Source organism: uncultured Oxalicibacterium sp., from assembly GCF_913776015.1.
Lineage (GTDB): Bacteria > Pseudomonadota > Gammaproteobacteria > Burkholderiales > Burkholderiaceae_D > Oxalicibacterium.
Genome location: NZ_CAJYMD010000041.1, coordinates 1 through 22,992, shown reverse-complemented (window position 1 = coordinate 22,992; position 22,992 = coordinate 1). Strand labels below are relative to the sequence as shown.

Sequence of the window (22,992 nt, the reverse complement as noted above, 5' to 3'; positions counted from 1 at the left end):
TCTGCGAGCAAATCAACAAAGTTGTCTCGCCTAAATTTATAAAGTTGCAAATTGAAGTAGGTGAAATCCGACTTCAATTTGCGATGTCGTCTGGCGTCAAAATCCCTCAACAACCCTTCTTGAAGTGCTATCTTGTTGCTCCATCTCGCGTGGTTGGTGGCTTTGCTACCACAATAGCGGATATGGATGATGGACGCGTGACATCAGCAGATGGAGACGTCCTGTGTTGCGTCTATTGATTTACGACACTTTTATTTTTCGCTAAATCGTTTGTGGATATCAGATGACGAAACGTATTCTTATTGCTGATGATGATGTGGATATTGCCCATTCACTGGGCGAGTTACTTCGCGAGGCTGGCTATGAAACTGCCTCTGCCACATCAGCAAAAGCAGCGTTCTCCATGCTTGGGGAACGGCATTATGATTTACTGCTGACCGACATCAACATGCCTGAGATGAATGGCTTTGCACTAAAAAAAGTAATTAAGCAAAGCGAGACACTCAACAATGTGCCTGTCATTTTCATGTCTGGTTACTCGCCTGAGATAGAGCGCGCCCCTAGCCTAGTGCTGACAAAGCCGTTTAACCATAATGATTTGCTGTCAGTGATTGAATTGACGCTAATGCCGGAAACTGCACATTGAGGAAACTACATGCAAAGGGATTTGCATGTATTTAGGATTTAAATCTCCCGGTACTTTTTAAGTCTTTGTCTGACGCAATAACGGCGATTCCTCTGACGAGATAAGCCAATACATGCTTATAAACTAATGGCCAACGTAGATTCATCTACGAAGATGTCATAAAGGATAAGGCAATGTATTCCTCCGCTTCTGCGACTCCCTTTTACTACCGCCATCCTGGCCCACTCCATGCGATTCTGCTAGCGGGGATCGTTCCACTTTTTCTCGGTGGCTTGTTGGGCGACATTGTCTATTACAAGACCTATCAAATTCAATGGATCAACTTCGCATCCTGGCTGAATGCGGGAGGGTTGTTGTTCTGTGGGTTGGCTTTGTTATGTGCACTTGGACAGCTTTTCACGGCGAGCAGAAAAGGCGGCCGCCCGTTGGCGCAAGTTCTATTGCTTGCAGTGACATGGGTACTTGGATTGTTCAACGCGTTTGAGCATGCCAAGGATGCTTGGGCCGCAATGCCGTCCAGTTTGATTCTCTCTGCGATCGTGGCCATTCTGGCCGTTATCGTCGCTTGGATTGGCTTAAGTGTTCCACGTGTCGGGAGTGTGAAATGAAATATCGACTTACTCTCGCAGCAGCAAGCATCGTTTTAATGAGTGCCTGCAGTGAAAACGCTGATAGTGTGCAGTCGCGAGGCCCTGACCCTAAATTGCCAGAGCCCCAGCAGCGCATTCTGCCGTCGATGAAAATTGCTCAGCCTGCTGAGTGGGGTGATCAAAAGCCGACGGTGCCCGAGGGCTACAGCATCAGCGCGATCGCGACGGATCTAAGAATTCCACGTCAGACATTGATATTGCCCAATGGCGATATCCTTGTTGCAGAAGGACGGGGTGGTAACGCCGCAAAACTGAAGCCTAAAGATGTGATCGCCGGCTACATTAAAGCGCAGGGTAATACCAAGGTCAAAGGTGGTAATCGTCTGACCTTACTGCGTGATGCAGACGGAGATGGAACTTACGAGATCCAAACAGTATTCGCCGACAACCTCAATGCGCCTTACGGCTTGGCTTTTGCAAACAATAAAATTTACGTCGCCAACCAGGATGAGCTTGTCAGCTTCGATTACAAGGACGGAGAGACCAAGGCAAGCGCGCCGCCTGTCAAAGTCGTCGCCTTACCTTCTGAAATCAATCATCACTGGACCAAGGCAATGACCGTCAGTAAGGACGGCCGTTTCTTGTATGTAGGTATCGGATCCAACAGCAACATCACCGAACGCGGAATGGAAGCGGAAGTGGATCGGGCGATGGTATGGCAGATCGATGCAAATACCGGTAGCTATAAGCCGTACGGGACAGGGCTGCGTAACCCGACCGCGATGGCGATCCAACCACAAACCGGACAATTATGGACGGTCGTCAATGAACGTGATGAGTTGGGCCCTGATCTGGTACCGGATTATCTGACCTCGGTGCGTGAGGGTGGTTTCTACGGTTGGCCATATAGCTACTGGGGTCAAAACGTTGATCCTCGGGTGAAGCCGGAAAATCCGGAGAAAGTCGCTGCGGCAATCAAACCGGATTACAGTTTGGGTTCGCACGTTGCCGCTCTCGGCTTGAGTTTTTCTCTGCCAGCGATGGGAGAAAAATTTGCTGATGGTGCTTTTGTCGGCGAACACGGTAGTTGGAATCGCGATCAGCCCGTTGGATATAAAGTCATTTTCGTTCCGTTTAGTAATGGAAAACCTTCTGGTGAACCTATCGATTTTGCGACGGGTTTCCGCGGTGAGGATGGAAAGACACGCGGGCGACCGGTCGGCGTCACGGTTGATCCACGTGGTGCTCTGCTTATCGCAGATGATTTATCCAATACGATATGGAGAGTGACTCGAACCCGATAACTCGATAACGCTGTCTCATATGAAGCCGTACCAATGTGTACGGCTTTTTTCTGAGAAGATCAGCGCAATCATTCAGCCAACAACTTACTTAGCGACATTGCCTGCCACTAAATGCAAAAAAAGATCGCCAGACGTCGCGTTATGCCTTTTCGTGCCAAGCCGGTATTTACGCTATTTGTTTTGGGTGTGTCGATATCCATTGTGCATGCGCAAGAACAAGACTCACCATCCTCGCAGACCCTCCCTGAGATTGTCGTCAGTGGCAGTCGCTCTGAAAGCAATCGTTTTGATGTGCCTGCGGCCGTTGATGTGGTGCAAATCAATGGGTTTGCAGCGCAATCGCCGCTGGTAAATCTGTCGGAAGTGCTCGGCGTGGTGCCGGGTATCCAGATACGCGAGCGGCAGAATTATTCTCAGGATTTGCAAGTTTCCATTAGAGGATTTGGAACGCGCTCAACCTTTGGTGTTCGTGGTGTACGCATTTTGGTTGACGGGATTCCGGCAACGATGCCGGATGGGCAGGGCCAGTCTTCGAATGCGAGTTTGGCGTCTGCCAGTCGTATCGAAGTTCTTCGGGGCCCCATGGCCCAGCTATATGGCAATTCGGCCGGCGGCGTATTGCAAGTCTTTACCAAGGAGCCGCCGCTGAAACCTGAGGCGTCTTTCTCATTGGGCGCAGGATCCGATAACCAACGTGTGATTGGTGCATCGATTGGTGGGGGGAGTGCGGCCCTGGGCGGCACTTTGGATGTTACCCAGTTCTCGACCGATGGTTATCGGGATCACAGCGCAGCCAGACGTAACACGCTAAACGCAAAAATTGTCGCGAAGCCCTCTACGGATACCAAGATTACAGCGGTGTTCAACAGTATTGATCAACCGCTCTCGCAAGATCCACTTGGGCTGACGCGCGCTGATTTTCAGATGAATCCTCGGCAGGTTACACCAGGTGCCATCACGTTCAATACACGCAAAACGGTTACGCAACAGCAGATGGGGCTGGTGGTCGAACAGCGCTTAAGCAGTCATGATGTACTGAATGCTCGGGTATATGGCGGGAAACGCAATGTGTTTCAAACCTTGGCCTTTCCAGGTGGTGCACTGGTTCAGGCTGGTGGGGTTATTGATCTGGATCGTGGTTACGGCGGTATTGGCCTCGACTGGAGACATCAAACAGAGTTCAACGGACTACCGCTGAACTGGACTCTTGGGGTGGAAATTGATTCCCTGAGTGAGCGACGTCGCGGCTTCGTCAATAATAATGGTGTGGCAGGCGCTTTACGGCGCGACGAAAAGGACAAGGCTAAAAATACGGATGTGTTTGCGCAAGTAGACTGGACTTTTGCGCCGAATTGGCGCGCCATTGCTGGCGTACGCTTAAGTCGCGTCAGGATGTCTGTTGATGATGACTTTGTTGTGCGCAATCCCGATCCCACTTTGGATAACCCAGATGATAGCGGGGAGACGGTTTATACCCAAACCAGTCCGGTTATTGGCGTGGTTTGGAGTGCCAGCGATAACTTGAATATCTATTCCAACCTGGGGCAGGGATTCGAAACACCCACGCTCGCAGAACTGGCCTACCGAGCTAACGGTACGGGCCCGAATCTCGGCTTGCGCGCATCGACGAGTACGCACGCAGAAATTGGTGCAAAAATCAGGCAGGGTCATCATCTGCTGGACTTGGCTGTATTCCATTCCCGTAGCAAGAATGAAATCGTGCAGCAGCAATCGCAGTTCGGTCGCGCCATTTTTCAGAATGTCGATGGTGTCGAACGTCGAGGAGCTGAGGCATCATGGCGTTCGGAGTGGAGTAGCCAACTTTCGACTAGTGTGGCCTATACGTGGCTTGAGGCTCGTTTCCGAAAGGCGTTTAGCAGCAGTGCAGGCATAACTGATGCTGGAAATAGATTACCTGGCGCTCCCCAGCACAGCCTTTATACCGAGCTCCAGTACCGCTGGTGGAACACATTGACAACGGCCGTGGAGATGCGTGCCGATAGCAAGGTCTATGTGAATGATGCAAATAGCGATGCTGCAAGCGGCTATACACTCTTTAACTTAAGAGCTGGTTATGTTTTCAATATGAAGGCAACTAAGGTGATGTTGTTTGGACGGATTGATAATGTCTTTGACCGGGCCTATGCGGGGTCAGTGATTGTGAATGAGGGCAATCAAAGGTTCTTTGAAGCCGCACCTGGTCGCCGCTTTTATGTAGGAGCGCGAACAGAATTTTAAGCGTCTGATGCTGTGGCACACCGGAATGGTAGCGCTCCAGCAAAGATACTTCTAGAACAGCATCCCTGATACAAGCCCTATTAAAGTGGCCATCAGAACGACGAGCCACGGTGGTGCCTTAAGGGAATGCAAGCAAAAAAAGGCGAGCAATGTCCATCCCAAGTCTATCGGCGTGTAGATGGCATTTGTCCAGACTGGGTCGTAAAGTGCGGCCAGCAAAAGTCCGACCACTCCGGCATTGACTCCGCCTAATGCGGATTGCGCTTTGCGATTACGGCGAATTTCCTCCCAGAATGGTAGGGTGCCCAGAATCAAAAGAAACGATGGAACAAACACCGCAAACAGACACATGCCCGCACCGGTCATCCCATTCGGTACCACTGACATCACTGTGCCTAGGAACGCCGCAAAAGTGAAGAGCGGACCGGGCAGTGCTTGTGCAGCGCCATAACCGGCCAAGAAAATATCGTTTTCCACCCAACCTGTAGGTACTACGGCAGTCTGAAGCAACGGCAGGATAACGTGGCCACCACCAAAGACAAGTGAACCAGCTTGGTAGAAAGAGCTAAACACGGCCAAAGATTCATTCGAACTTGAATGCGCTGCAATTGGCAGTGCAATCAATAGCATGAGAAACAGGCCGAGGAGTACGCCTCCCGTCAGTTTGGAAACAGGGACTTGGAGTCTGTCATGTGACCTCCGTGCGTCGGCGCGAAACAGCACCATGCCGGCAATGGCAGACAGAATGATGACTAAGACTTGTCCCCACGGATTGGGATAAATAAGCAAGCTGCAAGCGGCGATAGCCATGATTGCCTTCCGGGCGGTGCCGATGCACAGGGTTTTCGCCATGCCCCAAACCGCTTGTGCAACGACTGCAACGGCCACGATTTTTAAGGCATGTAGGGCGGTTGAAGAAATCGCATTTCCCCAAATGGTTATGCTCAATCCGAACAACATCATTGCAAGGGCTGATGGGAGCGTGAAACCAACCCAAGCTGCGAAGCAGCCTAAAACCCCGCCCCGAGACAGACCAACGGCGAGTCCAACCTGACTGCTTGTTGGTCCGGGAAGAAATTGCGCAAGCGCGACAACATCAGCATAGGACTGCTCCGTAAGCCAGCGGCGATGGGTAACAAACTCCGCTCTGAAATAACCCAAATGGGCGATGGGCCCTCCAAATGAGGTGCAGCCTAGCCTCAGAAAAACAAGAAAAATCTCCCATAAACTACTGTCGCTGGATGCTTGAGTGTCCATTGGAAAGCGGTTGACCTGAAACAAGAAAGGTCTGAAGTATAAGCGTGGATCGAATTAAGCTGATGCCATCAGCGTCGTCGGGGGATGATAGCGAACAACGCAGGTATTGCCATAAGAAAAAGTCCCGATGTGTTGATTGGCATCGAAAACTGCCCCACTTTCCGAATAAATTGCATCCATATTGACCCACGTTTAGAACCGATTGCTGCTTGCAATGTGAGTAAGAGATTGACGTGGCATTACTTGGCATTATTCGAGGCTGGTCTTTTCGCGACCAGGTCTCATTGAGAGGAATCGCAAAGACATATCTTCGCAGCAAGCTGTGTCCTGCCTTAAGTCGCTTGTTCATTGTCGAATTCTGCTGAATTGGCTCGTAGAGTGATGCCGCTCACAAACGCGTGAACTGAAATGTGCGAGAGTGGTTCTCTAGTTCTGTTGAATGATGTGCTGCAACCGAGGGAGGCAATATGGCAGTTAGTGTTTTTGATATCTTCAAAATCGGTATCGGCCCCTCCAGCTCTCATACCGTCGGGCCGATGCGTGCGGCGCGCATGTTTACATGTGTGCTGACGGAAGAGGGGCTGCTGAAGAACGTTGCGCGTGTGCAAAGTGCGATGTTTGGCTCGCTCGGCGCCACCGGGCGCGGCCACGCGACGGATACGGCGGTGTTGCTTGGATTGTCCGGACATGAGCCGGATACAGTAGATGTAGAGCAGGTCGAGCGTTTTCTGGCCAGCATCCGGAATGAGCAAGCTCTGATGCTGGGAGGCACTCACCGGATCGATTTTTGTGAGGCAGAGGATATTTCTCTGGATGGCATGAAGACCTTGCCGTATCACGCCAATGGCATGCGCTTCACCGCCTTCGATGTGCAGGGAAAGCCTCTCGTCAGCAAGGTCTACTATTCGGTTGGAGGCGGCTTCGTGGTTAGCGAAGAAATGGCGCAGGATCATGAACGCGGTCGTTCTGTCGCGCCAAACCTGGATGTGCTGCCATTACCTTTCCATAGCGGCGCGGATTTGTTGCGGATCGCTGCAGAAAATACCTGCACTATTGCGCAGATCATGTTGCGTAACGAGTTGCACTGGCGTGACGAGCAAGAAGTTGTGAGGCGCTTGCTTACTATCTGGCGTGTCATGCAGCAGTGCGTGGCGCGCGGGTGCCGTACCGAAGGTGTGTTGCCCGGTAAGTTCAAGGTGCGACGGCGTGCGGCTTCCCTGGCGAAGCGCCTGCGCGAATCGCCGTCCGCTGCGGCAGATCCGCTGGCGGTGATCGATTGGGTGAATGTCTATGCATTGGCAGTCAATGAGGAAAATGCTGCCGGTGGCCGTGTGGTCACCGCGCCGACCAACGGTGCTGCCGGCATCGTCCCGGCGGTGCTGCACTACTACATGAACTTTGTCGATGGGGCGAATGAAAAAGGCGTGGTCGATTTCCTGCTGACGGCGGCGGCCATCGGTATGCTGTACAAGGAAAATGCGTCGATATCAGGTGCGGAGGTTGGATGTCAGGGAGAGGTGGGCGTCGCGTGTTCAATGGCTGCAGCCGGCCTGTGTGCGGTGATGGGCGGCACGCCAGAGCAGGTGGAAAATGCCGCAGAGATCGGCATGGAGCATCACCTCGGCATGACCTGCGACCCCATCGGCGGCTTGGTACAAATCCCTTGTATTGAACGCAACGCGCTGGCATCGATCAAGGCCATCAACGCGGCCCGCATGGCCTTGCATGGAGATGGCGTCCACTACGTCAGTCTGGATCAGGTGATCAAGACCATGCGAGAAACCGGCGCCGACATGATGACCAAGTACAAGGAAACTTCGCGTGGCGGGTTGGCGGTGAATATCATCGAGTGCTGACGCGCGACAGAAGATGATGGTTGGCGATTAACGTGGGAAGGGCGCGGACGCATTGCCCTGATGCCATTTGCATCCTATAGACATGAGACAATCGCGGCTGCGGTTGCGATACCCGAAGATTCAGGGATAGTTGGTGGCGAATACATGTCTCGCTTGCAAGGTGGGCAAATGGGCTTAAGGCTTGCCTAATAGTGCACTTGCACGCCGTGAAAGACGTCAATGACGGATTTCTGAAGCGAGGTTTCTTGCTCGACATTTCCAAGGTTTTTATTCCTTCATTATCGACCACCGGTTATTGCCGTATTGCTCCCTCGTTGTTTTGTGCTGCCATGCCGGCGGATCATGTATCGCGTCATCGCTAAATTAGCTTGCGCAGCATTTTTGGAAATTCTTCATGGAAATCAAAGTCAACTTTCTCGACAAGCTTCGCCTCGAAGCCAAGTTCGATGACTTCACGGTCATTGCCGATCAGCCCATTCGTTACAAGGGCGATGGCTCGGCACCGGGCCCGTTCGATTATTTTCTGGCGTCGTCCGCGCTGTGTGCCGCGTACTTCGTGAAGCTGTACTGCAACACGCGCAACATCCCCACCGAGAACATTCGCCTGTCGCAAAACAACATCGTCGATCCTGAAGACCGTTATCAGCAGATCTTCAAGATTCAGGTCGAATTACCGGAAGATATTTCCGATGCCGATCGTCGTGGCATCTTGCGCTCCATTGAGCGTTGTACCGTCAAGAAAGTGGTGCAGGCCGGGCCGGAATTCGTCATTGAAGAAGTAGCGAATCTGGATGCGGATGCGCAAGCGTTGCTCACCCTGACGCCGGCTGCGGATGCCAGTACCTACATCACGGGCAAGGATTTGCCACTGGAGCAAACCATTGCGAATATGTCGAGTCTGTTGGCCGGACTGGGCATCAAGATCGAGATCGCGTCGTGGCGCAATATCGTGCCGAATGTCTGGTCGCTGCATATTCGCGATGCGCATTCGCCCATGTGCTTCACCAACGGCAAGGGTGCAACCAAGGAAAGCGCCTTGGCGTCTGCCCTTGGCGAGTACATCGAGCGCATCAGCAACAATCACTTCTATGCCGGTGCCTACTGGGGCGAGGAAATTGCCAATGCCGAATTCGTGCATTACCCGAACGAGCGCTGGTTCAAGCCGGGCCGCAAGGATGCATTGCCGAAGGAAATTCTCGATGACTATACGCGCCCGATCTACAACCCTGATGGTGAATTGCGTGGTTCGCATCTGATCGATACCAATTCCGGCAATGTGGCGCGCGGCATCTGCTCGTTGCCCTTCACGCGCCAGTCGGATGGCGAGACCGTGTACTTCCCCTCCAACCTGATCGAAAACCTCTATGCCAGTAACGGCATGAGCGCCGGCAATACGCTGGCTGAAGCGCAAGTACAGTGTCTCTCCGAGATTTTCGAGCGTGCGGTCAAGCGGGAAATTCTCGAAGGTGAAATCGCCTTGCCGGATGTGCCGCAGGACGTGCTGGCGAAATATCCGCGCATCGTGGCTGGTATCAAGGGGCTGGAAGAGCAAGGCTTTCCCGTGCTGGTGAAGGATGCATCGTTGGGCGGCGTCTATCCCGTCATGTGCGTCACCCTGATGAATCCGCGTACCGGTGGCGTGTTTGCCTCGTTTGGCGCGCATCCGAGTTTCGAGGTGGCACTGGAACGCAGCCTGACCGAATTGATGCAGGGGCGCAGTTTTGAAGGCTTGAACGATTTGCCACGTCCCACCTTCGCCAGCGAGGCGGTGACGGAGCCCTACAATTTTGTCGAGCACTTCATCGATTCGAGTGGCGTGGTGTCGTGGCGCTTCTTCAGCGCCAAATCCGATTACGACTTCGTCGAGTGGGACTTTTCTGGTGAGGGCGCCAATTCCAATGTCGATGAAGCGGCGACATTGATCGGCATTCTTGGAGAAATGGGTAAGGAGGTCTACACCGCGGTGTATGACCAGTTGGGGGCAACGGCGTGTCGTATTCTCGTGCCCGGCTATTCGGAGGTCTATCCCGTCGAAGATCTTGTCTGGGACAACACAAACAAATCGCTGCTGTTCCGTGAAGATATTCTGAACCTGCATGGCCTGGACGACGACGCGCTGGAAGCATTGCTGGATCGTCTGGAAAACAACGAGCTTGATGAGTACGGCGATATCGCCACGCTGATCGGCATCGAGTTTGACGAGAATACCGAATGGGGGCAGTTGACGGTGCTGGAGTTGAAGCTGCTGATCAATCTCGCCCTGCAGAAATTCGAGGAAGCACACGAACTGGTGGGCGCCTTCCTGCAATACAACGACAACAGCGTCGAACGCGGGCTTTTCTATCAGGCCATGAATGTCGTGCTCGAAGTGGTGCTCGATGACGAGATGGCATTGGACGATTACGTCGTCAACTTCCGCCGCATGTTTGGCAACGCGCGCATGGATGCCGTGCTGGGTTCGGTAGACGGCAGTGTGCGTTTTTACGGACTTGTGCCGGTTGGCATGAATCTGGAAGGGCTGGACCGGCACCAGCGTTTGCTCAACAGCTATCGCAAGCTGCATGCCGCGCGCGCCAAAGCCGCGAGAGTTTGAGTGTAGTGGGCGCGATGCGCAAGGCGAATGTCTTAATAAAAAGCCCGATCCTTGGATCGGGTTTTTTGTTGGACGGCTGGAATATCAGCCTTGCAGATACGCGCACACCTCTTCAGGCGATGCGCCGGTCGCCGCCATCGCGCGGCGCAGGTGTTCTGGAGTGCAGCCAAATTTGGCATTCCAGTACTGGCGTTCCCAGTCGTCATTGCTGGTAACGGGCAATTGCTCGGCGGGCTCGTAGTAAAAAGTGTCGTGGAGCATGGCATTCTCCTCAAGATTTTGGCTTACCTTACCTTGATGTCCATGCCCGCTTCCGTTCGAAATCCCACAAAAGGAGGGGAATTGCATGTCCATGGCTGGTTCGTGCCCACGCTAACCAGATGGAGATAGGCAGCGAGCAGGAGTTGTGCCAAACTCGCGCGATTGCGAATTTGCCAGTCATTTTTACCGTCAAGAGCCAATCCCATGCACGCCATTAGTACGACTGAATTGTTCCTGATTGCCATGGTGCTGATCTTCAGCGTTCCCTACCTCATCTGGCGTGTTTTTCGTACCGACTACTACGCGCCGCTGGTGGTGGTACAGATCATCGCCGGTATTTTGCTCGGGCCCGGTGTCATGGGCTCGGCTTATCCAGAGTACTACCAATTTGTTTTCACACCTGCCGTCATCCAGTCGCTCAACGGGATCGCTTGGTGGGCAGTCATGTTGTTCGTGATGATTGCCGGCGTGGAGCTCGATTTGCGCAAGGCGTGGGAACATCGCCGTGAAAGTTGCATCACGGCGGGCCTCGCACTTGGCAGCCCTTTGCTGTTTGGTTGCGTTGCCGCTGCCGGCATGCTGATGTTCAACGGCTGGATGGGGTCGCAGGCGCAAACCTGGCAGTTCGTGCTGGGCGTCGGCATGGCATGTGCCGTGACGGCATTACCGATTCTGATCCTGTTGATGGAAAAGCTGGACGTATTGCGCCAGCCGATCGGTCAGCGCATCTTGCGCTATGCCAGTCTGGATGACATTGCCATCTGGGGCGTGCTGGCAATCATTCTGCTGGACTGGACGCGTGTCGGTCGTCAGGTTGCCTTCCTGTTTGTCTTCATTGTGGCGACGTACCTCTTCCGCAAGTTGATGCGCCGCCTGCAGGAGCGTGATCGCTGGTATGTGGCATTGATCTGGCTCGCCGCATGTGGCCTGGCGGCAGACTGGGCCGGCCTGCATTACATGGTCGGCGCCTTCCTTGCCGGCGCGGTCATGGATGCCGAATGGTTCGATCAGGAAAAGATGGACATGATGCGTCATCACGTCCTCATGGTCATCATGCCGGTGTTCTTCCTCAGTACTGGCTTGCGCACCAATTGGGATGTCGGTGGGGCGATGGTGTTTGCCGCTGCCGCCGTTTTGCTGGTTGCATCCGTTTCGGGCAAGCTGGCCGGCATTCATCTGGCTGGCCGCATCCTCAAGTGGGAAAAAGGCGAAGCGTCGATCATCGGCTGGCTGCTGCAAACCAAGGCGCTGATCATGATCATCTTCGTCAATATCCTGCTCGACAAGCACATCATCACGAGTGAAACCTTTACCGCCTTGCTGCTGATGGCGATTGGCAGCACGATGCTTACCGTGCCGATGGTTTATCCTAAGTTGCAGAAGTTGCGATCGCTTATCCAGCGATCGAGCTGATCATTCCGCCCATCAACAAAAAAGCCTGCGCGATGCAGGCTTTTTTGTTGCAGCGAGCAGTTCTATGCGCTGCCAGAAGATTTCATACCCTGCCAGCGCGGCGTCAGCGTATGCGACAAGGAAAACAGATCCAGCACGCGTCCCACGGTGTGGTCGATCATCTCGTCAATCGACGCAGGGCGATGGTAGAAGCCGGGTAGCGGCGGGAAGATGATGCCGCCCATTTCGGTCACGGCGGTCATGTTGCGCAGATGCGCGAGGTTGAAGGGCGTTTCGCGCACCATCAGCACAAGGCGGCGGCGTTCCTTGAGCACCACATCGGCAGCACGGGTAATGAGATTGTCGGACAGGCCATGTGCAATTGCGGCCAGTGTCTTCATCGAGCACGGTGCGACGACCATGCCGTCAGACTGAAACGAACCGCTCGCAATCGAGGCGCCTACGTCGCGCACGTTATGCACGACATCGGCCATGGCTTCAACATCGCGGCGATTGAGGTCAAGTTCCTGATGCAGGTTCAGTACACCTGCTTCGGAAATCAGCAGGTGGGTTTCCACCGTGCCGAGTGTGCGTAGCGCCTGCAACAGGCGCACGCCATACACGGCACCCGTGGCGCCGGTGATCGCGACGATCAACCGGGTCTTGCCAGCGGTGCCGTGTGTTGTCACATCAGGCTTTCAGCAGGGTTGCCAGTTCGCCGGATTCGAACATCTCGGTCATGATGTCCGAACCACCAATGAACTCGCCCTTCACGTACAACTGCGGCACGGTTGGCCAGTTCGAGTATTCCTTGATGCCCTGACGTACTTCATCGTCGTCCAGCACGTTCACGGTGATCAGGTCGGTCACACCGCTTTCCTTCAGGATGTGGATGGCCTTGCCTGAGAAACCGCACTGCGGGAATTGGGCGGTGCCTTTCATGAACAGCACGACCGGGTGTTCGGTGACGGTCTGCTTGATCCAGTTTTGTACGTCGTCGCTCATTTGTTGCCTCTAAGTGTTGGGTGAATACAGCGTCGGGTCATTACGAGGAATGATTGCCGCCATTATAGAAAAATCCGCCTGCGCATGCCGAAATGGCTGCGTTTTGCTTCAACCTTTCAATTTTGCAAAGGCGGCGGCCATCGCGCCGGCCGCTTCGGGCTGGCGGGATTGGTGGTGCTGCGCCATGCGGCTGCGGTCGTTGCGGTCACTGCGTTGCTGGGGTTGCGATCCCGGCTGCGGCGCGCTGTCGGACAAGCGCATCGTCAGCGCAATGCGTTTGCGCTTCTCGTCCACTTCCAGCACTTTCACCTTCACGACCTGACCGGCCTTGACGACCGTGTGCGGGTCTTTCACGAAGGTGTTGGACAGCGCCGAGATGTGCACAAGGCCATCCTGATGCACGCCGATATCGACAAAGGCGCCGAAGGCCGCGACGTTGGTGACCACGCCTTCGAGGATCATGTCGGGCCGCAGGTCGCGAATTTCTTCCACGCCTTCCTTGAAAGTCGCAGTCGTGAACTCGGGACGTGGATCACGGCCCGGTTTTTCCAGTTCCTTGATGATGTCGGTCACGGTCGGCACGCCGAACTTGTCGTCAGCGTACTTGGCCGGGTTCAGCGACTTCAGCAACTTGCTGTCGCCGATGATGCCTTTCACATCCTTGCTGATATCGGACAGGATTTTCTCGACCAACGGATACGATTCCGGGTGAACGGCAGACGCATCCAGCGGATTCGCACCATTCATCACACGCAGAAAGCCGGCTGCCTGCTCGAAGGTTTTCTCGCCCAAGCGCGGCACCGACATCAGATCGGCGCGCGAGGCAAACATGCCCTTCATGTCGCGATAGCTGACGATGCTTTGCGCCACGCTGTTATTGAGGCCGGACACGCGCGCCAGCAGCGGCGCAGAAGCCGTGTTCACATCGACGCCAACCGCGTTCACGCAGTCCTCGACCACGGCATCCAGCGAACGCGCCAGTTGCGACTGGCCGACATCGTGCTGGTACTGGCCGACACCGATCGATTTCGGATCGATCTTTACGAGTTCGGCCAGCGGGTCTTGCAGGCGGCGCGCAATCGAGACGGCACCGCGAATCGAAACGTCCAGATCAGGCAATTCGCGTGAGGCGAATTCCGAGGCCGAATAAACCGATGCGCCGGCTTCAGACACGACGATCTTCGTCAGCTTGAGTTCCGGGCATTGCTTGATCAAGTCCTGCGCCAGCTTGTCGGTTTCGCGCGAAGCGGTGCCGTTGCCGATGGAGATCAGCGCGACGTTGTGCTTGGCAGCCAGTAGCGCCAGCGTATGCAGCGAGCCATCCCAGTCGCGGCGTGGTTCGTGCGGATAAATGGTGGCCGTATCGACGACCTTGCCGGTTGCATCGACCACGGCGACTTTCACGCCCGTACGTAAGCCCGGATCGAGGCCCATCGTGGCGCGCGGGCCGGCAGGTGCAGCCAGCAGCAAATCTTTCAGGTTGCGGGCAAAGACGTTGATCGCTTCGACTTCCGCCTTCTCACGCAAAGCCGTCATCAATTCCGTTTCCAGATGCATGAAGACCTTCACTCGCCACGTCCAGCGCACGGTATCGGCCAGCCATTTGTCGGCAGGGCGGCCCTGATTGCTGATGCCGAAGCGCGAAGCGATGCGGCCTTCGCATGGGTTATGCGGGGCATCCCACTTCGGTTTTTCTTCTTCGGTATCGAGACGCAGGTTCACGTTCAGCATCTCTTCGCGGCGACCACGGAACAGCGCGAGTGCGCGGTGTGAGGGAATCGTGGACAGCGTTTCCGAGTAATCGAAGTAATCGGCAAACTTGGCACCGGCATCCTGCTTGCCATCGGCCACTTTCGATTCGACGATGCCATGCTCATTCAAGTATTCGCGCAGCGTCTGCAGCAGTTCCGCATCTTCGGCAAAACGCTCCATCAGAATCTGGCGCGCGCCGTCGAGCGCCGCCTTGGTATCCGGCACGCCCGGATTCTCCACATCGTCGACCTTGAAGGCAGGTTTCAGATATTTGGCCGCTTCTTCTTCGGGATTCAGTGCAGGGTTTGCCAGCAGCGCATCGGCCAGTGCGGTCAGGCCCGCTTCGGCAGCGATCTGCGCCTTGGTGCGGCGCTTGGGTTTGTAAGGCAAATACAAGTCTTCCAGACGCGTCTTGTCTTCCGCATGCGTAATCGCATCCAGCAGCTCTGGCGTCATCTTGTTCTGTTCGTTGATGGACGCAATGATCGCCGCGCGACGGTCTTCCAGTTCGCGCAGATAGCGCAGGCGCTCTTCCAGCAGGCGCAACTGCGTATCGTCGAGACCGCCGGTTACTTCCTTGCGGTAACGCGCAATAAAGGGAACGGTGGCACCTTCGTCGAGCAGAGCGACGGCAGCTTGGACTTGCGCAGGCCTGGCCGCCAGTTCGGCAGCCAGGCGTTGTTCGATGGAGGGCAACATGACAACTTCCGGTGATGAAACGAAGCGCTAGATGATACGCAAATCAGGCGGGGAGTGTCAGTCTTGACAAGATGGTGAAAATATAACGGGTAGGTCTTATGCAGTTTTCCTTGTTGATTTCTTTGCTACAGGCTTTACTGATGGTTCGGATGTGAGAGCTGTTTCTTCGATTTTAATAGCCTGAGCAGCAGCAATTTCCAAGCGTGTAACGCGATCAAGTTTAAGGAGTTCCGTTCCTTCGTTGGTAAGCGACCAATAGGATTCATTGTCTGAAACGGCGTGCTTTTTCTTACTCGGTTCAACCAAATCAAAACTGGCAAGATCAGCAAAAAACAGTTTCATATGATTTATTGCGAGAGGGGCTTTAGTAGACATCTCCATATTCGAATCTGGTTTGTTCATTAACGCTAGATAAGTTGATGCGCCGCTTGTGGATATTTCAATCATCATCTCTGGTGCAAGTTGAGAAAAAACCTTGAATAAAGTTGTTTCTACTTCGATGTCCCAATCAGACTTTCCACGCTCTCTCAGATAAAGCATCTTGGGAATGGCTTTGAGTGTTCTAATGCGTTGTTGCAGATGGCTTTTTCGATCTATTGCTTCTTGATTATGCGCGACTTCAAGCTGCAAACGCAGCTCGGCGTTCTCTTTAGACAATCGTGATAATTCTTGTGTTACTTCTGGGCCAGAGATTGTATTTGATCTACTCCAGCCTACTCTTGGGGTTGTATTGAAGGCTTTCATTAACGCTATTGAGACTTTGCCATGCAGATCATCGGCGCTCTTCCAGAAACCCACGGGTCGTTGTTTGACCTTATTCTTGAAAGCTAATAGCGCAGCAATTTTCTCATCTTCTTTCTCAGTGTTTTTTGCTAGCGGTTCAACTGACGAGTCAACAATAAAGCCAAGAACTGGAATGTTTTTGGAAATTGCATAGTCATATTCTTTTTCTGTGTAACTAACACCCCCGGTAACCGAGCCATAACGATGTCCTGCAATCAGCACGTAATAGTCGGTTTCATCAATTTGACGCGCAATGATTTTCCACTGCTCTTCATCGGCTGCACTGAACATCTCCATCCCAACCGGGATGTGTCCCATCTCAAGAATTGCTTTAATTACCTGCGCTCGCTCGTCTTTCAAGTCGTCATAAGTTGAGCTGACGAAGATCTGATACTTAAGCATGATTTTCTTTCTATGTTGAAACGGTTGCTCGATTTTAAGGTAGGAGACTAGAGGCGATTTCCAGGAGTATGGTCGTTATCGCAACGAAAAATCTACTCGACTCACTTTCGCATCCTTACTTTCTGCATCCTTATCCGCATCACGCTTGGTAGCCAGGATAAAGATCCGCGCATCCTCCACCTTGCCTTGTTCGAGCAACCAGTCCTTCACGTTCTGCGCACGACGATTGCCAAGTGCGGTCAGGTCATCATCACTGATGGTGGTGTTCTCAATCATTAGTGCTTCCATCTCGGCGACGGGAATGTCTTTTTGCAAGCCGACCATGTTGCGCGGCTTCTTGAATTTTTCATCCTTGTAGACCCGTTTCAACAACGCCGGATACTCCTCTGCCGAGACGGTGACGGTATCGGTGTCGCCGGACTGGCCTTTGCCGACCATGTCTTTCAGTTTGACTGCGCGCACCTTGCGATCAATAGATGCGCGTTTCAGTCCTTCCCGGTCTGTTTCGGGATCGACGCGGCCCGTAATTTCGAGCTTGAGGGCGGGGCGGTCGGTCAGCATCTTGGCAATGGATTGGAGCTTGTCTTCGCCGCCGTCGGGAATGCGGGCGCGGCCGGCGTCAAAGTCCAGATGCGAGAGTTCTTCGCCGCCGCCGAACAGCGAGCCGATCAGCGCGAATGGTGCGGTGACGGCCTTGGTGATGACGTTGACGATGACTTTGACGATCAGGCCGCCGACCGAGAATTGCGGATCGTCGAGCGAGCCGCCAATCGGCAGGTTGATGTCGATGACGCCATTGCGATCACGCAGCAGCGCCAGCGCAAAACTCACGGGCAGATTGCCCGCGCTTGAACCTTCGACCTTGTCGCCCAGCGTCAGTTGTTCGAGGATCAGGCGGTTCTGTGCGGTGAGGGTGCGGTCTTCGACTTTGTAGGCAACGTCGAACGAGAGTTTGCCTTTCTGAATACCGTAGCCGATGTAGCGGCCCGAATAGGGCGAGAGCGGGGCGAGTTCCATGCCGCGCACTTCGGCCTTGACGTCCAGCGACAGATCACCTTTGAGCGGATTGATATTGCCCGCCACGGCGAGTGGTGCGCTGTTGACCAGGCCTTTCAGATCGACATTGGCGCGGCTGTTCGGATCGGACGACAAGCCCGAAACAGCACCGCCGAATTTCATCAGGTTGGCCGTGTAATTCGGTTTGATGAAGTTGTCGGTAAAGCGTACCTGACCGTTACGTAGCAGCAGCTTGCCGATCTTGATGGGCGGGATGTCGCTGACGGGTTTGGGCGTGCCGGGCACGACAGCGGTGGCGGTGTTGGTACCGCTCAGGCTCTTGTCGCGTTCGACGACCGGCTGCGCTTCGGTGACGCTCTTGCTTTCCTCTTCCGGTTTGCGGCGCACATCTTGCAGGTTGATGCGGCCATTCGGATCGATGATCACGCGTGCGAAGAAGTCATTGAGCGCGACCTGATCGATGTTGAGTGCCAATGGCGCGAACTGCACATCCATGCCCGTGAAGTTCAGGGTTTTCCAGCGCAGGAAATCGTTGGTGGTCAGCTTATCGACCGTCGCCAGATCGCCCACACTCAGGTTGCCCTTGAAGCCGCCAACCATGCGGTCACCCTTGCCCTGATCCAGCTTCAGATTGCCCTTGCCCGAGACGTTGGCGCGCGTGAGCAGGATGTTGACCTGATCGGTGAAGTAAGGTTGCGCCTGCATGATGTCGACCTGATTGAAGTCGAGCGCCAGATCGGCATGCAGCGGTGCCATGCCGACCGTACCTTTTGCCGCGAGCTTGCCGGATTTATTGACGGCGGCTTGCAGATCGAGCTGCGCGCGTGCGGCATTCGCGGTGGATAGATTCTGCATGTGCAGCGACAGTGGCGCGATGGTGGTGACGGCCGGGCGTGCGAGCGTTCGGTCTTCGAGGCGCGCATTCCAGTTGTCGATAGCGATGCGATTGATGGTGACGAGGTAAGGCGCATCCGTCTTGCCGGATTGTTGCGTGCCTGCCTTATTCGCTGTGGTGGTTGTTTTTGTTGAAGTGGCGGCTGGATTCGCCTGCTTGGCGGCGGTGCGTGGTTTGCCTTGCTGCATGGCGAGATTGGCGCTGTCGGATGCGACTTCATCCACGCTGACAGTTTTTTTGCCGGTATCGACGACGGTGTTGTGTACTGTCAGATTGAATTTCTCGACACCGCCTTGCATCGGGCGCGCTGCCTGGCTGTCATCGAACTGGATAGCGGCATTGCGAATGCTGAGTTCGGCGAGTGCAATGGTGCGTGTGGCCGGTTTTTCTGTAGAGGATGGCGCAGCGGCTTGCGTGGTTTGTGCCGGTTGCGCTTCCGGTTTTGCGGTTTGCGTGACTTCCGTCGCTTTGGCGGCGTTTACCGATTTTGCTGTCGATGGCGTCAGAAGATTGTCGAAATTAAAGCGGCCATTCGCGTCACGCGCGACATTGGCCTGCATGCCATCGAGCGACAGGCGTGCGATATCGATGCGCTGATCCAGCAGCTTGGCATCTTTCAGCGTGATGGCAAGCTCCGGCAACTTGAGCAGGCTGCGATCCTGGCTGTCATTGACTTGCAGCGATTTCAGTTTGATATCGCCATCCAGTACTAATGCTGGTGCAGCATCCTTCTTTTGCTGAAATTGCGCGACCAGTTTCAGATCGAGCTTGACGCTCGGCACCTTGAAGTGCGGCGTGCCGGGAATGTACTTGAGGTAGGTGGTCAGATCGAGATCGTCGGCATCCAGATCGACAGTGGCGATCATCGGATCGGCGAAGGGCAGCGTGCGGCCCTTGATCAACAGCGGCGTGCCGTTGACCTGCGCGCTCAGCAGCGGTTCGACGAATACGTCGACTTGCGAGGGCAGCGAGGAAATGAAGGGCACGCCAAGCTTCAGGTCGCTGATCTTGTGTAAGGTTTGTGCCGCCTGATCGTCGAGTTCGAGCTGGCCGTTCTCGATTTCGATATTGAACAAGGAGAAGCGTGCCGGCTCGGGAGAAGGCGGCTGGCTGTTGGCGAGGGTGACGATGTCGTCGATGCTGGTGGTGCCGTCTTCCTTGTGCACCAGATGCACATAGGGTGCATCGATGCGAAGTTGTTTGACGATGGGCGCGAAGCGCAGCAGCGATTGGAACGAGAGTGTGACGTTGAGCGCATCGAAGGAGGCGAAGGTTTTATCGCCAGCCGGTTCCAGCATCTTGAAGTCATGTACCGCCACATGCATGGTGTACGGATTGACTTCGATCTTGCCGATGGTGGTTTGGCGATGCAGTGTTTCGCTTAGGCGTTGCTCGGCTTGCGATTTGATGATGCCCGGCAGCGCGAAGAAACCGAACAGACCGATCAGGACGATGAAGGCGAGCACGCCGAAGAAGGTTCGTCGTACCGCACGTTTGCCAGTGAAGTTGCGAAGAGATTGCTGCAACCTGGAAGGGGAGCTGGACATGGCGCACCGGCGGTAGATGAGGGTGTGGGGATTTTACCAGTGGCGCGTAGGAATTATTGTCTTTTGGTTACGGTTTGCTGTGGGTGGGGCAGGGGCGCAACGGTTGTGCAAACAAATGAAAATTCTGGTGTCGGTGCCGCGTTGTGTTGTTCAGGGGGAGAGTCAGGGTATTGGCTGCGGTGGCGCTGGCCGTTGTTGGTGAAGAGGTGGTTTCTTCGGAGAGGTGTGCCGGGGGTAGCCCGGCGGCTACTCACTTTTCTTGTCTCGTCAAGAAAAGTAAGCAAAAGAAGGCGACCGCAGGTACGCAGCCCCTTCGGGGTTCCCGCTGTTGTCACGCCCAAATCGGGAAACGGGCGAAACTCACACTGCGTGCTCAGACAGCGTCCGTTTCTGATCCGATATGGACGTGGCATCAGCGGCTGCGTACATGCGGATTCGTTGGGCTTGGCAGATGTTTTGTAAGGCTGGAACAGTGAGTTTGAAAAGAAAAAGCGATGGCCAATTATTGGTCGTCGCTTTTTCTTGGGGAGTGTGATGCGGAGTGCTGGGCTGAGTCTTTGTCGTGGCTTTGGCTGCAGAAAATCAGTAAAACAATGGGCCGAGGCCACCGATCAGGATGGTCAGCAGGCCCAGCATCAGATTGACGCCGACCAGTTTGCGGATGGTTGCCATGGCAGCGCCACCGGCAGGCCAGTCCTGCGCGGCGACGGCACGTTTCAGACGACCGAAGGGGGCGAAGAAGATATGCGCGAAGATCAGCATCATGATGACGCCGATGAGGAACATCGCGGTTACTGGCAGTGGCGGTTTGCCCATTTGCGCCATCATGTAGATGCCGCTGCCGAGGATGAGCGCGACCGATAGCCACACCCATTTGAAGAAGCGTGTGAATACGCCGGCCAGCAATGTCAGGCGCAACGGTGGTTCGAGCGTGACGGCGACCGTGGGGCGCAGGGCATTGTGGGCGAAGAACATGCCGCCGACCCAGACCGTGAAACCGAGGATGTGCAGAAATTTGGCTATCAACATGCTGTTTTCTCGCAATTAAACGCACCAGCAGGGCTGATGCGAGGTGGTGATCTATGGGAGGCGCAATGCGTTCAAGCCTCGAACGCAGAATACGCGATTATCCTTTGGTATCGTCCGGGAACTGGTAAATGCCGCCAGCCGACGCGCCAGCATCTTTCTTGCCCGCACGCAGATCACGGTAGACGGCCGCACGCATGATCAGCATGGCGACGATAGGCGCGGTCAGCAGGACGAACAGCGTGATGATGATTTCATGAATCACCGGACGCGATTGCAGTGCCGTGAAGTAGATCATCGAGGCGATCAGCAGGCAGCCGGCACCGAGGGTAACGGTAATCGCCGGGCCATGAATGCGCTGGTAAAAACTCGGCAGGCGCAGCAGACCCAGCGCACCGATCAGCACGATACTGCCGCCGAGGACCAGCAGGATCGATACCGGGATGATTGCCCAGAGGGGCAGGGTGACGGTTTCCATCATTCGATGATCTCCCCGCGCATCATGAACTTGGTCAGCGCAATGGTTGAAACGAAGCCCAGCAGAGCCACCAGCATTGCTGCCTCGAAATAGATCAGGTTGCCGAAGCGGATGCCGAACATGATCGCCAGCAGCATCGCGCACATCCACAAGGTGTCGAGCGCGAGCACGCGGTCATGCACGGTGGGGCCGATCAGCAGGCGAATCGTGCAGAGCACCATCGCGGCGATCACGCAGAAAAAGGCAAAGCCGATCGCCATGTGCAACACGGTCATCATTTGGCGGTCTCCTCTTCAAAGATTTCGATCAGCGGCTGTTCATAGCGCGTCTTGATCGTCTCGACCCACCATTGTTCATCGTGCAGATCGAATACGTGCAAGGCCAGGTCGTTGCTGTCCGGCAGAATCTCGACCCAGACGGTGCCAGGTGTCGAGTTGATCAGACAAGACAGCAGCGCCATGCCATAAGGATTCTTGATGTCGAGCGGGATCGTGATGAAACGCGAATTGAGACCATCGCGCTTGCTCGACAGAATAAGCCAGCTCACGTTGAGGCACGAACGTACGATTTCGACCAGCGCCATGCCGAGCAGGCGCACCAGCGTCAGCGGCCGTCGCAGCTTGGGGTAGCCGAGCGGGACCAGCGGCTTGACCAGCAATGGCACGGCGATGCCAATGGCGGCACCGAGCAGAATGTCGGACGGTGCAAGACTTTCGTTAAGCAGCAGCCAGAACAGCAGCAACACAACGGACATCAGCGGAAAAGGCAGCCAGCGCTTCATGGCAGGTCTCCCGGTTTGATGACGCCGGGCACGGTCGGTGCACTGCGTACTTTTTCAACATAGTTCGCAGGGCGATGCAGATCGTGGCTGGTGCGTTCCAGATAGTCGAACATCGGTCCGGCGCGCAAGGTCAGCACGATGCACAGCAACAGCAGCAAGGTGATCGAGGCGACTTCGGTGATGTGCAGCTTCGGAGCAGTAATCGCGCCCGAGGCCCAGAATGTCCGCACGCCAAAGCGCATGAGGGCGATGATGGCAGTCAGGCCGGAGAATACGATCAAGCCCATCAACGTCCACGTCGTCGCGGTAATCACGATGTCGGTGCTGTCCGGATTCAGCAGCGCATGGAACATGCTGAATTTGGCGATGAAGCCGGGCAGTGGTGGCAGGCCGGCAATGATGAGCGCGCAACCGCCGAATGCCAGACCCAAGAAGGCGAGTGCGCCGGGGATGCCGACGCCGGCTGTTTC

Annotated in this window: 18 protein-coding genes and 1 pseudogene; 7 read left to right on the top strand and 12 right to left on the bottom strand. The window is 54.9% G+C overall.

All coding sequences use genetic code 11. From position 1 onward, the window contains the following. Positions 1–283 precede the first annotated feature (283 nt). The 4 genes from QZ725_RS06645 (at position 284) to QZ725_RS06630 (ending at position 4,778) form a co-directional block, all read left to right on the top strand. On the top strand, positions 284–646 hold the full coding sequence (locus QZ725_RS06645) for a response regulator (RefSeq protein WP_293777631.1): 363 nt from the start codon (positions 284–286) through the stop codon (positions 644–646). A gap of 173 nt (positions 647–819) precedes the next feature. Further along, entirely contained in the window at positions 820–1,254 is a 435-nt protein-coding gene (locus QZ725_RS06640) for a DUF2231 domain-containing protein (protein ID WP_293777629.1), read from the top strand. Next, complete coding sequence (locus QZ725_RS06635) at positions 1,251–2,540, top strand: sorbosone dehydrogenase family protein (RefSeq protein ID WP_293777627.1); 1,290 nt, start codon at positions 1,251–1,253, stop codon at positions 2,538–2,540. The genes QZ725_RS06640 and QZ725_RS06635 overlap by 4 nt, the downstream gene beginning before the upstream one ends. 111 nt (positions 2,541–2,651) lie before the next feature. Continuing rightward, a complete protein-coding gene (locus tag QZ725_RS06630) occupies positions 2,652–4,778 on the top strand; it encodes a TonB-dependent receptor (RefSeq protein WP_293777625.1) in 2,127 nt (708 codons plus the stop codon). A 51-nt stretch (positions 4,779–4,829) separates the two neighbouring features. On the opposite strand, the gene chrA is transcribed toward QZ725_RS06630, so the two are convergent. Continuing rightward, positions 4,830–6,035, bottom strand: a complete 1,206-nt coding sequence (gene chrA, locus QZ725_RS06625; protein WP_293777624.1) for a chromate efflux transporter — start codon at positions 6,033–6,035, stop codon at positions 4,830–4,832. A gap of 467 nt (positions 6,036–6,502) precedes the next feature. On the opposite strand from chrA, the gene QZ725_RS06620 reads away from it, so the two are divergent. Both QZ725_RS06620 and QZ725_RS06615 read left to right on the top strand, forming a co-directional pair. Then, on the top strand, positions 6,503–7,891 hold the full coding sequence (locus QZ725_RS06620; protein WP_293777622.1) for an L-serine ammonia-lyase: 1,389 nt from the start codon (positions 6,503–6,505) through the stop codon (positions 7,889–7,891). 394 nt (positions 7,892–8,285) lie between these two features. Beyond that, positions 8,286–10,484, top strand: coding sequence for an OsmC domain/YcaO domain-containing protein (locus QZ725_RS06615; RefSeq protein ID WP_293777621.1), 2,199 nt, complete (start codon positions 8,286–8,288; stop codon positions 10,482–10,484). Positions 10,485–10,568: 84 nt separating this feature from the next. On the opposite strand, the gene QZ725_RS06610 is transcribed toward QZ725_RS06615, so the two are convergent. Continuing rightward, a complete protein-coding gene (locus QZ725_RS06610; RefSeq protein ID WP_293777620.1) occupies positions 10,569–10,745 on the bottom strand; it encodes a DUF3606 domain-containing protein in 177 nt (58 codons plus the stop codon). A 204-nt stretch (positions 10,746–10,949) separates the two neighbouring features. Here QZ725_RS06610 and QZ725_RS06605 point away from each other — a divergent pair, with 204 nt between their 5' ends. Then, positions 10,950–12,158 carry a cation:proton antiporter gene (locus QZ725_RS06605; RefSeq protein WP_293777619.1) on the top strand — a complete coding sequence of 403 codons (1,209 nt, stop codon included), beginning with the start codon at positions 10,950–10,952 and terminating at the stop codon, positions 12,156–12,158. Positions 12,159–12,220: 62 nt separating this feature from the next. Here the strand turns inward: QZ725_RS06605 and QZ725_RS06600 are convergent, their stop codons facing one another. The 10 genes and pseudogenes from QZ725_RS06600 to QZ725_RS06555 all read right to left on the bottom strand — a co-directional run. Further along, positions 12,221–12,826: a UbiX family flavin prenyltransferase gene (locus QZ725_RS06600; RefSeq protein WP_293777618.1), complete on the bottom strand. Its 606-nt coding sequence runs from the start codon at positions 12,824–12,826 to the stop codon at positions 12,221–12,223. A 1-nt stretch (position 12,827) separates the two neighbouring features. Next, a complete protein-coding gene (grxD, locus tag QZ725_RS06595) occupies positions 12,828–13,142 on the bottom strand; it encodes a Grx4 family monothiol glutaredoxin (RefSeq protein WP_293777617.1) in 315 nt (104 codons plus the stop codon). 108 nt (positions 13,143–13,250) lie between these two features. Next, positions 13,251–15,593, bottom strand: coding sequence for a Tex family protein (locus QZ725_RS06590; protein WP_293777616.1), 2,343 nt, complete (start codon positions 15,591–15,593; stop codon positions 13,251–13,253). 96 nt (positions 15,594–15,689) lie between these two features. Then, positions 15,690–16,778: a DUF4062 domain-containing protein gene (locus QZ725_RS06585; RefSeq protein ID WP_293777615.1), complete on the bottom strand. Its 1,089-nt coding sequence runs from the start codon at positions 16,776–16,778 to the stop codon at positions 15,690–15,692. 75 nt (positions 16,779–16,853) lie between these two features. Then, positions 16,854–20,237 carry a DUF748 domain-containing protein gene (locus QZ725_RS06580; protein ID WP_293777614.1) on the bottom strand — a complete coding sequence of 1,128 codons (3,384 nt, stop codon included), beginning with the start codon at positions 20,235–20,237 and terminating at the stop codon, positions 16,854–16,856. A 582-nt stretch (positions 20,238–20,819) separates the two neighbouring features. Then, a complete protein-coding gene (locus tag QZ725_RS06575; protein WP_293777613.1) occupies positions 20,820–21,266 on the bottom strand; it encodes a CopD family protein in 447 nt (148 codons plus the stop codon). 97 nt (positions 21,267–21,363) lie between these two features. Further along, positions 21,364–21,744 (bottom strand): monovalent cation/H(+) antiporter subunit G, encoded by a 381-nt coding sequence (mnhG, locus tag QZ725_RS06570; protein WP_293777612.1) that lies wholly within the window; start codon positions 21,742–21,744, stop codon positions 21,364–21,366. Further along, a complete protein-coding gene (locus tag QZ725_RS06565) occupies positions 21,741–22,019 on the bottom strand; it encodes a K+/H+ antiporter subunit F (RefSeq protein ID WP_293777611.1) in 279 nt (92 codons plus the stop codon). The genes mnhG and QZ725_RS06565 overlap by 4 nt, the downstream gene beginning before the upstream one ends. Continuing rightward, entirely contained in the window at positions 22,016–22,522 is a 507-nt protein-coding gene (locus QZ725_RS06560) for a Na+/H+ antiporter subunit E (RefSeq protein WP_293777610.1), read from the bottom strand. The genes QZ725_RS06565 and QZ725_RS06560 overlap by 4 nt, the downstream gene beginning before the upstream one ends. Beyond that, a pseudogene (locus QZ725_RS06555) lies at positions 22,519–22,992 on the bottom strand (cation:proton antiporter); the annotation flags it as partial. The gene QZ725_RS06560 and the pseudogene QZ725_RS06555, both read right to left, overlap by 4 nt.